The 12,106-nt window shown below is 69.7% G+C and carries 12 protein-coding genes and 1 other RNA gene; 3 read left to right on the top strand and 10 right to left on the bottom strand.

Features of this window, described 5'->3' with window-relative positions:
• Positions 1-34 precede the first annotated feature (34 nt).
• The gene (locus tag AB0H81_RS40210) at positions 35-190 is read right to left on the bottom strand and encodes a hypothetical protein (protein WP_175587533.1); all 156 of its coding nucleotides are present in this window, start codon (positions 188-190) and stop codon (positions 35-37) included.
• A gap of 214 nt (positions 191-404) precedes the next feature.
• On the opposite strand from AB0H81_RS40210, the gene AB0H81_RS40205 reads away from it, so the two are divergent.
• The gene (locus AB0H81_RS40205; RefSeq protein ID WP_358386295.1) at positions 405-1,241 is read left to right on the top strand and encodes an alpha/beta hydrolase; all 837 of its coding nucleotides are present in this window, start codon (positions 405-407) and stop codon (positions 1,239-1,241) included.
• 37 nt (positions 1,242-1,278) lie between these two features.
• Here AB0H81_RS40205 and AB0H81_RS40200 read toward each other — a convergent pair whose 3' ends face one another.
• Positions 1,279-2,409 carry a serine hydrolase domain-containing protein gene (locus AB0H81_RS40200; RefSeq protein ID WP_358386292.1) on the bottom strand — a complete coding sequence of 377 codons (1,131 nt, stop codon included), beginning with the start codon at positions 2,407-2,409 and terminating at the stop codon, positions 1,279-1,281.
• A 162-nt stretch (positions 2,410-2,571) separates the two neighbouring features.
• Here AB0H81_RS40200 and AB0H81_RS40195 point away from each other — a divergent pair, with 162 nt between their 5' ends.
• A complete protein-coding gene (locus tag AB0H81_RS40195; protein ID WP_358386290.1) occupies positions 2,572-3,447 on the top strand; it encodes a GNAT family N-acetyltransferase in 876 nt (291 codons plus the stop codon).
• Positions 3,448-3,478: 31 nt separating this feature from the next.
• Here AB0H81_RS40195 and AB0H81_RS40190 read toward each other — a convergent pair whose 3' ends face one another.
• Positions 3,479-4,702 carry an oxygenase MpaB family protein gene (locus AB0H81_RS40190; RefSeq protein WP_358386287.1) on the bottom strand — a complete coding sequence of 408 codons (1,224 nt, stop codon included), beginning with the start codon at positions 4,700-4,702 and terminating at the stop codon, positions 3,479-3,481.
• A 335-nt stretch (positions 4,703-5,037) separates the two neighbouring features.
• Here AB0H81_RS40190 and AB0H81_RS40185 point away from each other — a divergent pair, with 335 nt between their 5' ends.
• The gene (locus tag AB0H81_RS40185; protein WP_358386297.1) at positions 5,038-5,679 is read left to right on the top strand and encodes a TetR family transcriptional regulator; all 642 of its coding nucleotides are present in this window, start codon (positions 5,038-5,040) and stop codon (positions 5,677-5,679) included.
• Between the two features lie 332 nt (positions 5,680-6,011).
• On the opposite strand, the gene AB0H81_RS40180 is transcribed toward AB0H81_RS40185, so the two are convergent.
• The 7 genes from AB0H81_RS40180 to AB0H81_RS40150 form a co-directional block, all read right to left on the bottom strand.
• Complete coding sequence (locus AB0H81_RS40180; protein WP_358386285.1) at positions 6,012-6,356, bottom strand: VapC toxin family PIN domain ribonuclease; 345 nt, start codon at positions 6,354-6,356, stop codon at positions 6,012-6,014.
• 231 nt (positions 6,357-6,587) lie between these two features.
• Positions 6,588-7,565, bottom strand: a complete 978-nt coding sequence (locus tag AB0H81_RS40175) for a pyridoxal-phosphate dependent enzyme (RefSeq protein WP_358386282.1) — start codon at positions 7,563-7,565, stop codon at positions 6,588-6,590.
• A 189-nt stretch (positions 7,566-7,754) separates the two neighbouring features.
• Positions 7,755-8,138: a transfer-messenger RNA gene (gene ssrA, locus AB0H81_RS40170) on the bottom strand.
• Between the two features lie 358 nt (positions 8,139-8,496).
• A complete protein-coding gene (locus AB0H81_RS40165; protein ID WP_358386280.1) occupies positions 8,497-10,374 on the bottom strand; it encodes a penicillin-binding transpeptidase domain-containing protein in 1,878 nt (625 codons plus the stop codon).
• Entirely contained in the window at positions 10,371-10,838 is a 468-nt protein-coding gene (smpB, locus tag AB0H81_RS40160; RefSeq protein WP_358386278.1) for an SsrA-binding protein SmpB, read from the bottom strand. The genes AB0H81_RS40165 and smpB overlap by 4 nt, the downstream gene beginning before the upstream one ends.
• 23 nt (positions 10,839-10,861) lie before the next feature.
• The gene (ftsX, locus tag AB0H81_RS40155) at positions 10,862-11,773 is read right to left on the bottom strand and encodes a permease-like cell division protein FtsX (protein WP_358386275.1); all 912 of its coding nucleotides are present in this window, start codon (positions 11,771-11,773) and stop codon (positions 10,862-10,864) included.
• A 20-nt stretch (positions 11,774-11,793) separates the two neighbouring features.
• A partial coding sequence (locus tag AB0H81_RS40150; protein ID WP_358386273.1) for an ATP-binding cassette domain-containing protein occupies positions 11,794-12,106 on the bottom strand: 313 nt, incomplete at its 5' end.

The following is a 12,106-nucleotide window of genomic DNA, read 5'->3' as shown; positions in this document are numbered from 1 at the left end:
GCGCGGCGGACACCCGCCGCGCCGGCGACCGTCCTCACCACCAGTACCGCCGCCCGCCCACGGGTCGCCCGACCGAGCCGAGAACCAAGAAGACGACGCCGATGAGCAGGAGGATGCCACCGATCGTGTAGAGGATCGAGATGCCGAGGAGCCATCCCAGCACCACGAGAATCAGACCGAGAATGATCACATTGCCCTCCATGGACCACCGGGACGCACCCGGACTCGCTCATCCACTTCCCCACCACCGGCCTCTAATCGCGCCGGGTCCACATGAGTCTCTGACCTGCGCGTTCGCCGACAATCTCGGATGAGCGTCCCGCACGCGAGCGTTACGCCGTCAGGAGATCCGCCGAGGACGAAACCCCCTGGGGCATGTGTCCGCTCTCGATTACATTGCCGGGATGCGTGAAGTGATCACCCCGGACGGCCGCACGCTGGCCGTCGAGGAATGGGGCGTCCCCGACGGCACCCCGGTCTTCTACCTGCACGGCACCCCCGTGGGCCGGCTGGCCCGCCATCCCGACGACTCCCTGTTCACGGGCCTCGGCATCCGGTTGATCACCTTCGACCGTCCCGGGCTCGGCGGCTCCACGGCCCGGCCCGGGCGGTGCGTCGCGGACGGCGCCGACGACGTCGCCGCCGTCGCCGACGCCCTCGGCCTCGGCCGGTTCGCCGTCTACGGGGTCTCCGGCGGCGGCCCGCACGCGCTGGCCTTCGCCGCCCGCCACCCGGACCGCGCCCTGCGCGTCGCCTCGCTGGCCGCGCTCGCGCCGCGCGACGCCGACGGGCTCGACTGGACGGCCGGGATGATGGACGGCAACGTCCGCAGCGCCGAGGTGGCCCTGCTGGACCGGGACGCCATGACCGCCCACCTCGGCGCGAACGCCTCGGCGCCGCCCCGGCTCCCGGACACCGAGGCCGCCGTCCTCAGCCGCCCCGAGATCAGCGCCATGCTCGGCGCCGCGTACGCGGAGGCGGTCCGCCCCGGCATCGGCGGCTGGGTGGACGACGCGATCGCGCTGTTCGGCCGCCCGTGGGGCTTCGACCCGGGCGCCATCACCGTGCCGGTGCGGTTGTGGCACGGCGCGCTGGACCCGGTCGTACCGGTCGCCCACGCGCGCTGGCTCGCCTCACGCATCCCCACGGCCACGCTCACGGTGCAGCCGGACGCGGGGCACGCCGGCCACTTCGACGCCACCCCGGCCACGCTCGCCTGGCTCCTGGAGACGTCCGGCTGACTCCGGGCGCCGATCAGAGGGTGGGGCGCGGAGGGCTTCAGCGGGCGGGGGCGCACAGGGCGGCGTCGAAGGCGGCGAAGAGGTGGTCGTCGTTCTTCGGGGTGCCCGTGACGTACACGGTCGCGGCCCTGCCCGCGCGGTCGCGCCCGCTGAGCACCCGCACGCCCGGCAGGCCGCCGTCGTGCATCCAGACGGGGCCGCAGGTCAGCGGGTAGGTGTAGACGCCGAGGCCGTAGCGGCTGCCCTTGGGGTCGTCGCCCGGGACCGCGCGGGCGGTCATGGTGCGCAGCGTCGCCTCGGGGACGGCCTGCCAGAAGCGGTTCAGGTCCTCGGGGGTGGAGACCAGGCCGCCGCCCGCCCCGAACGCGTGGCCGGGCAGCAGGGTCTGGTCCGTCTCTCCCGTGTCCGGGGCGGCGGGGTTGACGCCGTACGTGTGGGCGTGCCGGCCCCGGATGCCCAGCTCGCCGCTCTTCGGCCAGTACGTGCCGGGCAGGCCCTTCAGCACGCCCTCCTCGGTGACCCGGCGGAAGTCCTTGCCGGTGACCTTCTCGATGAGCATGCCCGCCACCAGGTAGTTCGTGTTGGAGTAGAACCACCGCTCGCCGGGCTTCGCGACGGGCTTCCGGGTCATGGCCAGCGCGAGGTGCTCGGCCGGGACCGCGGGCTTGGTCCAGTCGACCAGGTCGAAGTACTCGGGCAGGCCGCTGGTGTGCTGGAGGATCTGGCGGACCGTGATCCGCGCGCCGCGCAGCGAGCCGGGCAGGTACCGCTCGACCTCCGCGTCCAGGCCCACCTTGCCCGCCTCGACCAGGCGCATCACCGTGGCCGCGACGACGGGCTTGGTGACGCTGGCCGCGCGGAACCGGCCGTCGGCACCGACCATCGGCGCCCGGGTGCCGCGCCGCGCGGTTCCCGACGTCCAGGTGGTGGTCCGGCCGTTCCGGTCGCGCAGGGACAGGACCGCGCCCGTCATGCCGTCCTGGGCGGTCAGCCGGTCGAGCCGAGCCTGGACGCTCTCACGGGAGGCGCCGTCCGCCTGGACGCTCTCGCCGGAGGCCGCGGTCGTCTGGACGCTTTCGCGGGCGGCGGCGAGAGCCGGGGAAGAGGCGCTCAGCAGGACGACCGCGGCAGTGGCCGCGGCGAGGTACTTACCCACCATCGTGGACATCTCCTTGTTGCTTCCGGGTGATGTCCTCATCCTTGATCATCCGCCGTCCGCGATCAGTCACGCGGCCCGGCCTCTCGTGGTAGGGCAGGCCCCACCCTGGAGCCCTCCCCCACCTCGGAAAACCCATCGCCGTCACGTCGCCACACGGACGACAATGACGCCATGCTCAGCAAGCGCCCCTACGTCGACGCCGACCTGCCCCTGCTCCAGGACAGCATGGCCGAGTGGATCGCCCGCGCCGGCCGCTGCGGCTACGACCACATCGGCGAACTGCCCCACCGCATCTACGAGAACCTGCGCGGACGCCGCCCCATCGGCGAGGTCGTCCACGTCTGGGAGCACGCCCGCACGCCGGCCGGACTGACCATCAACACCCGCTTCGGCAACGCCTTCGACGTCTTCACCGCCCCCGGCCTGCGCGGCACCGAAGCGGAGACCACCATGATCGAGGACGCCGCCGCGACCACCGGCCACGGCGCCGACGAGGTGCTCACCGACGCCTTCGACTGCGACGAGATCCGTATCGAGCTGCTGGAACGCATCGGCTTCACCCGCTTCCGCGTCTGGGACGACGTCCAGGAGATGCCGCTCGCCGACACCCCGCCGGAGCCCGCTCCTCCCGCGGGCTTCACCATCCGCGGCGCCCGCCTGTCCGACGCCGCCCAGCTCGCCGAAGCCCGCAACGGCGCCTTCCAGGCAGGCTGGACCGCCGCCGAGTACCTCGACGAGGTCATGCGCAAGCCCGGCTACGACCCCGACCGCGAGATCGTCGCCGAAGCCCCCGACGGCCGCATCGCCGCCTTCACCGTCTACTGGATCGACACCCGCAACGGCCTGGGCCACTTCGAACCCGTCGGCACCCACCCCGACTTCCGGCGCAGGGGCCTGGCGCGTGCGGTGATGCTGCACGCCATGCATCGCATGAAGGCGCTGACCACCGTGACCGTCAACCACAACGCGGAGAACCTCGCGGCCCGCAGGCTCTACGGGAGCCTCGGCTTCACCCCACGCCACCAGACCTACGGCTACCGCCGCTGACGACGGCCGCCCACCGCCGCGAGGCGCCTGATCAGCCGGGCCGGTTGCCGGTCGGGATCACGATCTTGGTTTGCGCCCCTCTGGTGAGGTAGTACGTGGTCCACTTCTTGACCGCTTCGTCGAGCAGCCAGGCGGCGGCGGGCACCAACGGCAGCCCGATCAGCCCCTCCCGGAACTGCACGAGCAGCGGCCAGGCGGTCCTGACCACCGGGTCCCACAGCGGCTCGCGTGGGATGCCGTTCCAGCCGGCCACCTGGTCGCCGGTGAGGTACCTGGCGAACGCGTTGACCAGATGCTTGTCGATGCCGCCGGGGCTGGTCAGCTCCGCGAGCATGTCCCGCAGGATGGCGTTCAGCTCCACCCCCTCCGGGGTCGGCCCCATGTTCCGGGGCAGGACGATGTCCGACTGGGCGTACGAGGAGTCCCAGGTGGCGGGGAGGAACTCGTCCCTGATGCCGAGCATGTGGCCCATCACCTGCAACGAGTGCAGGTATCCGGTGGCCTCGGCGGAGGAGATGCGCACCCTCCACTCGCGCATCCCGCGCATGGAGTAGGTGGCCAGGGTGTGCCACGTGACGAGCATGTCCTCCTGGCTGATCGGGATGGGGCCGGGCCAGTGGGGGGACGACTTCAGCAGGTGCCGCACCGCCGCGTGCACCAGCCGGGTCTTCACGGCCTCGACCACGGCCGTGCCGCCGGCCCTCCAGGCGTTCTGGGGCCTGACCGCGTACGCCAGAATGTTCGTCTTGGCGACCCGGTCCTTCAGATCCGCTCCGCCCGCCGAGTAATAGACCGCGCGGGCCTCCTTGGGGATGGCCGTGGCCAGCATGCCGGCGCCGACGATGGCGAGGACGACGATGTAGTTGCCCTTGAGCAAGTGGAACCGGGACCCGGCATCCAGCTTGGCGGGGTCAACCCACGACGGCAGCTGACGCGCCTGCTCGATGAAGGCCCGCAGGTCTTCCGGCAGTCCCGCGGGCAGGGGCTGGTCGTTGCGGTTCCAGTCGTGCAGCAGCCGGTTGACCTCGGGTATGGCACCGCGTTCGAACAGCGAGGCGAGGAGCGGATCGGCCACGTCGTCCCACACCCACCGGGGGTCGGCGCCGCTGCCGGAACCCGCGACCGAACCGCTGGCCGGCCAGGTCCAGTCGGCGGTCAGGGGGCCCGCCTGAGCCGGGGAGGCCATTCCTAACGCGCCGAGCGCTCCGAGGGTGGTGCCCGAGATCAGTATCTCGCGCCTGCTCATCTCTGCCATGATCTGCACTCCTTCGAGGTGGGGGTTCCCGCTCAGGACATGCGGTCGGTCGCGAAGTCTTGGTCGGCTCTCCGGGGATGCACCGACCCGGAAGCATGTGGACGGCCCATGGCCGGAGCCCCGTCCCGGCGACCCGCGCCCGGCTTCGACGCGTCGCGGCTGAGCTCTCCCATGCCGTTGCCTCCTTCTCACCCGAGGCTGAGAAGAGGTGATACTTAGATACAGATCATGAGTCTGTGTATCATCATCAGACCATAATGTGACGGAGATCACAAGACTACGTTGAGGCAGAATCGATACAGGAGGTGATCGTGGAGTCTCTGCTGTCCGGATTCATGGCACCGTCGGACTCGGAGTCATTGCTGGAGCGCGCCTACGTCGATGCCGTCGAACGCGTTGACGACCTCGACGAGCTGCGCACGCGCATCCTCGACGCGGCGTACGAGCAGTTCTGCCGGCTGGGCATCAGGCGCTCCACCATGGAGGACGTCGCCCGGCTGGCGAAGGTGTCGCGGATCACGGTCTACCGGCGATTCGACACCAAGGACACTCTGGTCGAACACGTGGTGCGCCGGGAATTCCGCCGCTACTTCGACCAGTTCCTCATCGACATAGAGCGAGCCGACACCGCAGCCGACAGGGTGGTTCTGGGCTTCGTGTCCTCACTGCGGGCAATTCGCGGCAACCGGCTGATCGGCGGCCTCATCGCCACAGAACCGGATCTGCTCGTCCCCTCCATGACAGCCGACGGCGGCCAGACCCTCGCCACCGTACGGCAGTTCGTCGCCGGCCAGCTCCGCCGCGAGCAACGCGCGGGCAACGTGCCGGACAGCTTGGACGTCGACCTCGTGGCCGAGATGATGGTGCGGATCTCCACCTCTTTCCTGACGATCCCCAGCGCCGTCATCGACCTGGACGACGAGGAGCAACTGGCCGCGGTGGCCCGGCGGTTCCTCGTGCCCATGCTGTCCCCGTAACCGCGAGACCGCCCCAGACCTGGTCCCTGATCGGCAGGTCAGAGGAGAGGGCGGACGCCTCCTCGATCGTCGTCATCGCGGTGCGACGGCAGGCCACTCCTGCACGTCCAACGCAAGAACGGCGGTGTCCACGAGGACACCACCGTTTCGACATGAGTGGACCTGCTCACCGCTCACTCGAACACCATGTCGCAGGTGGTGAAGCTGTATCGGATGATCTGACACGTCAAGGAGTCGATCGGCCTTGACCGGGGCCGGCGCGACGAACGGCTCTTCGGAAGGACCATCGGTCGACCACTCGCCATCTTCATTCCGACCTGGCACACCCGCCCCTACGGTTGACCCGTCGCGCCGTGAGGGCGCATCACGGCGACCACGTCCACCAGCCGTTCCAAGCCGTCGAAGTCCTTGGGATTCGCGGTGAACAACGGCAACTCATTACTGGCGGCTGTCGCGGCGATCATCAAGTCGGCGGTCCGACTTCGTGGCTGCCGGCCCTGCGCGTACACGACGGCACAGAGCTGCCCGAACATCCGGGCCGCTTCGGCGTCGTACGGCAGCGGATCACCGAACGCGGCCCGGGCGAGCCGTGCGCTCAGCGTCGACTGGCTCATGGTGATCGCCGTCGCCAAGGACGTCGCGCCGATCCTGGGCGCGGCGAGCGCGGCGGTGAACATCTCCGAGAAGATCATCGCGTGGCGCCGGAACAGGGGGCAGGCGGGCAGGATTCACCTGTAGAACGGTTCCGACGTCGTCGATCTGTCGAGCTGTTCCGACGAGGAGATCGAGGCCTGGTTCGACAGGCTCTCGAAAGAGCGCGGCACGAGGCGCTCCGACGACGATCAGGAGTCCTGAGCCCCGCAGAGGGCCAGGAGGGCTGGAGCATGCGCACCGCACGCCGGCGCCGGCTACAGGCCGGCGCGCTGCCTCAGAGTGCCCGTGTACTGTCCGACGTCCAGCCCTTTCCCGGCGGCCCACCCGTCGTCGTGACAGGTCGCCAGGTGTCGATCGGCCGCGTCGCCGATCAGCGACACCACCGTGCCGGTCTCGCCCCTGGCCCGCATGCGCTCGACCAGTTCCAGCGCCGCCCACAACGCGGTGCCCGACGACGCGCCGACCGGCAGCCCGGTGACCTCGCGGATGTACCGGGCCGCCGCCACACTGGCCGCGTCGGGTACGGGGACGACCAGGTCCACGAGGTCGGGCCGGAAGCCCGGCTCGACGCGCGGCCGTCCGATGCCCTCGATCCGCGAGGGCATCCCGGTGCCGTAGTCGGGCACGTCGAGGGTCCATCCCGGGAAATAGGCCGAGTTCTCGGGATCCGCCACCGCGACCCGGCAGTCACCGTCCTGGGATCGGATCCACTGGCCGAGGGTGGCCGAGGTTGCTCCAGTGCCCGCGCCCGTCACCACCCAGTCCGGCCGCACCTGCCTGAACAACTCCTCCGCCAGGTCGTGCGGCGTGGCCCGCCCGAACTGGTCCAGGAAGTGCCCGTCGATCTCCCGTGCGGCGTTGTAGATCGCCAGCGGCGGCGTCACGAATCGGCACTCCCCGCCCAGTTCCTCCACCGGCCGCGCCCGCGCCTGGCTGCGCTCACCCGGCATGACCACGATGTACGGCAGCCCGAGCCGCCGCGCGAACCAGGCCTGCGCCACGGCCGCGTTGCCGCCGGTCGCCTCCACCACGGTCACCCCCTCGGTGACCGACCCGTCGAGCACGGCCCGGCGGAACAGTGCCCTGGCATGCCGGTGCCGCAGGCTCCCCGTCGGTTGGGCGGACTCGTCCTTCAGCAGCAGCCTGATCCCGGGCGCCGATACCGGCATGTCAATCAGCGGGGTGGGCTCACCCGGCGCCAGCACTTCGAGCGCTCGCGTGTTCCAATTCACCGTCCCACCGTGTCAGGCGCGGCCCGAAAGATCGTGCCCGTTCGCCACGAGCGAGCCGGGCAGGGAGTCCGCGCGCTCCCCTGCGATGACCGTCGCGGTTGCCCGACCAGCCCGGGCGCAGACAGGCACCCCGAACAAGAAAACCGCCCCTTACCTGCGATGCTTTCGCAGACAAGAGGCGGTTTGATCTTGTGGAGGTGGCGGGAATCGAACCCGCGTCCTTCAACCCCAAGGCAGGGCTTCTCCGGGCGCAGCCTGCTGTGCTTTTCTCAGCCCCGGCGATCACGCAGGCGAGTCGCCGACGGGCTCAGCCACTGTTTGGTTTCCCGATCACCCCCGTGGCCGGGTTGATCGGTTGAGCCTTCTAGCGATGCCAGACACCGGGCCGAAGGCACTCCCGGGCTGACAGTGGTTTCGCTACTTAGGCAGCGAGACCCAGGGAGTCCTGGGCCACCACAGTGCGCTTGGAATTGGCACTTGTTGTTTGCGGTCACAGGATTAACGAGGTTATGTCCGCAGTCCTCGGCCCGCTTCACCTGACTTGCAAAGTCGAAGTCGAAGCCAGTCACCCCCTGTGCAGTTGTCAACACGGTCTCCCCGCTTCCGCGCGGTGACCGAGCAACATGAAGATACAACCCACAACGCCTGCGATGCCAACTTGATTCCCGGCGTTCCCCCCACGTTCGCCCGCGGGTACGGCGAAACCCCCGGGAACGCGGCTCGAAGCGCACGCTCCCGGGGGCCGACCGGCAGGGTCGAGCCGGTCCGACGGCAGGACTTCCCCCGAGATGAAGTCCTGGTCTCATCGCGACGACTGGGGCCGCAACCCCCCGAGCGGCCCAGTCATTCTGTAAGACGCCACCAGGGGCCCGGCGGGTTGCCTCCCCACGTCAGCGTTGCGCCAGGACCTCGCCATGGAACGGCATGCGCGTCAGCCCTGGTCGCGCAGGGCGCCGAAGAAACTGCCGGCGATGGCCGCCGGGTTGTAGTTCTTGGCCAGGACGGCGATCGCCAGGTCGCCCTGCCAGCCCACGAACCAGCGCTGCTTGCTGTCCTCGTCGCCCGTCGGCGCGGACACCCCGTACACCCGCCCGCTGCCCGCCTGCGCGGGCGAGCCCTTGGCACCCGCCTGCATCATCGTGGTCAGGGCCGCGCGGACCTTGGGGTCGAGCGGCACCGGCTGCGGCACCGGCGCGGGGGCGATCTCTCCCGTGGCGTCGGGCGACTTGGGGTCGGTCACGAGCACGGGCGGCCGCCACGTGCCGGAGCCGACGGCTGCCGCGACCAGCGCCATCGACAGCGGGCTCACCTGGACGCTCTGCCCGGCGATGGCCCTGGCCTTGTCCGCGTCGCTGCCGAGCGCGAGGGCCGGCGGGCCGCTGAACGACTTGAGCGGGAGCTGCCACGGCTGCCCGATGCCGAACGCCTTGGCGCTCTGCGCGAGCGCCCCCGCGTCGACCCTGCGGGCCAGGGAGGCGAGCGCAGTGACGCAGCCCTTGGCGAAGTTCTCGGTGAGCGTCGGCGCCGGCTCGCTCACGCCGGCCGCCTGCCCCGCCTCGACGAACCGGGCGCCGCCGACCGTGCGCTCCGCCGGGCACGTCAGCCGCAGGTTCGTTTTCACGCCGCCCTTGACGAGGGCGTCGGTGGCGATGATGGAGAACGCGGTGCCGGCCGGGAACTTGCCGGCCAGGGCGTCCTTCTCCTGGTTCATCCCGCTCGTGGCGACCGCCCGGATCTCGCCCGTCGCCTTGTCGACCGCGACGAGGGCGCTGGTCTGGCTCTCCTTGACCGCCTGGTCGGCGGCCTGCTGGACGGCGCTGTCGATGGTCGTCTTGACCGACTGGTTCGAACGGCCGGGCCACTCCTTCAGCACCGCGACGTCCTTGCCGGTCTTCGCGTCGATGATGACCACTTTGGTCTGCGTGGAACCGGTCAGGTAGTCCTGGTATGCCTTCTGCAGGCCGCTCTGTCCCACCGAGTCGCCCGCGCGCTGCGGGCCGCCGAGCTTCTGCTCGTCCTCGGGGGTGATCGCGCTGACCTTGCCGACCAGGTCCTTGGGCTCCTTGGGGGCGAGCGGCTGCGGCTGCTCCTGCACCGTGAGCTGCTTGATCCGGCCGAGCTGGTCCTTCAGCTGCAGGTAACGCCTGCCGCCGAAGTGGGCGAGCGGCACCATCTGGTTCGGCGGGGACGAGCGGATGCGGTTGAGCAGCCGGTCGTGCGGGAACCCGGTGTACTTGGCCAGCTCCTGCACGACCTGCTCGGCCTGCGCGCCGAGCTGCGAGGGCACCACCCCGGCCACGTACAGCACCTGGGGGCTCTGCAGCGACTCGCCGTTGCGGTCGTTGATCGGCTGGCGCGGGATGGCCTCGGGGTCCACGGCGAACCGCTGCCCCTCCTTGAGCTGCGGGTGGATGACCGAGGGCGACCAGCGCACCTTCCACACGCCGTCGACCAGGTGCAGGGGCAGCACGCCGTCGTAGCCCCAGAGCGGGCTGTTCTCGCCCAGGTCCACCTCGGCCCGGAAGTCGGCCCGCGACTCGTCGCCGTTCAGACTGACGTTCTTGATCTTGAAGCGGAAGGACGCGGCGTCCAGCTCCAGCTTCACGTCCGCCAGCGCCTTGCGGACCGCCGTCTCGTCACCGTCGGTGCGGCGGGCCGCGAGCTCGTAGTCACCCGTCTGCCAGCCCACGAGGAAGTCGCGCAGCGCGTCGTGCGGCGACGACTCGTCGAAGCAGCCGGTCAGGGTGGTGGACGCGACCGCGAGCGTGGCGAGCGCGGACAGCGTACGGCGAAGGCGGGGACGGCTCATCGGTTGCGGTGGCGCAGTGCCCTGGCCATCTCCCGCTTTGCCTGCTGCTCGGCCAGCGTCTGCCGCTTGTCCCAGTCCTTCTTGCCGCGCGCCACGCCGATCTCGACCTTGGCCCGGCCGTCCTTGAAGTACAGGGAGAGGGGCACGATCGTCAGGCCGCCCTCCTTCACCTTGGCGGCCAGCTTGGTGATCTCCTTGCGGTGCAGCAGGAGCTTGCGCTTGCGGCGGGCGGCGTGGTTGGTCCACGTGCCCTGGGTGTACTCGGGGATGTGGACGTTGAGCAGCCACGCTTCGCCGTCGTCGATGGTGGCGTATCCGTCGACGAGCGAGGCGCGTCCTTCGCGCAGGGACTTCACCTCGGTGCCCTGCAGCACCAGACCCGCCTCGAAGGTGTCCTCGACGTGGTAATCGTGCCGAGCACGCTTGTTCTGGGCGATGACCTTCCGCCCCGTCTCACGTGGCATGCCTCGACCTTACCGGCGTTCCTCTAGACCCTGAGATAGCGGCGGAGCGTCACGGACGACGCCAGGACACAGATCAGCACGCCGATCACCATGGTGAGGGTGATGGCCTGCGCCACCTCGTCCCAGCCCAGCGGCGCGCCGATGGCGATGAACTTGGTGATCTCCTCGAACATGAAGACCTTGGCCACGATGAGCAGGACCGCGGCCAGCACACCGCCGATCAGGCCGGCGATCATGCCTTCCATCACGAACGGGAGCTGGATGTAGAGGTTCGAGGCGCCGACCAGGCGCATGATGCCGGTCTCACGGCGGCGGTTGAACGCCGACAGCCGGACCGTGTTGCCGATCAGCAGCGCGGCGGCGAGCACCAGGATGACGGCGATGACGACGGCCGCCCATCTCAGCGTGTCCAGCATGCTGAAGAACTTGCCGATGATCTCTCTCTGGTTGACCACCTGAGAGACGCCCTTCAACGCCTCGGCCGCCTTCATGACCGGCTCGTAGTTCTCGGGATCGGTCAGCTTGATCCTGAACGAGGTCGGCATGTCCTTGACCGACGCGGCGTCGATCAGCGCCTTGTTGGTGGCGTAGTACTGCTTGAAGTTCTCGTAGGCCTGCTTCTGGTCCTCGTAGATGACCCCTCCCGGCGCCACGCCGGCAGTCTGCTCGAGCTGGGTCTTGAGGGCGGCCGTCTGCTCGGGGGTGACGGCCTTGCCGCCGCACTTCTCGGAGGCGGAGTTGTCGGCGCAGAGGAAGACCGAGATCTCGACCTTGTCGTACCAGTAGGTCTGCATCATCGAGACCTGGGCGTTGATCATCAGGCCGACGCCCAGCATCGCCATGCCGACCGCCACAGTGATCACCACCGCGATCGTCATGGTCAGGTTGCGACGGAGGCCGATCCAGACCTCGGAGAAGATGAAATTCGCCCGCATGGTATGCCTGCTGCTCCCTGTCAGTACGCCTGGCCGTACACGCCACGCGACTGGTCGCGGACGATCTTGCCGTCCTCCAGCTCCACGACACGCTTGCGCATGGAGTCGACGATGGCCGCGTCGTGCGTGGCCATGACGACAGTAGTGCCGGTTCGGTTGATGCGGTCCAGCACCTTCATGATGCCGATGCTCGTGGCCGGGTCGATGTTGCCCGTCGGCTCGTCGGCCAGCAGGATCATCGGCCGGTTGACGAACGCGCGGGCCATCGCGACACGCTGCTGCTCGCCGCCGGACAGCTCGTCGGGCATGCGGTGCGCCTTGCCCTCCAGGCCG

This window comes from Nonomuraea sp. NPDC050691, from assembly GCF_040654455.1.
Taxonomy (GTDB): Bacteria; Actinomycetota; Actinomycetes; order Streptosporangiales; family Streptosporangiaceae; genus Nonomuraea.
Note: the sequence above shows the minus strand (reverse complement) of the source record. Positions and strands in the feature narration are given on the sequence as shown.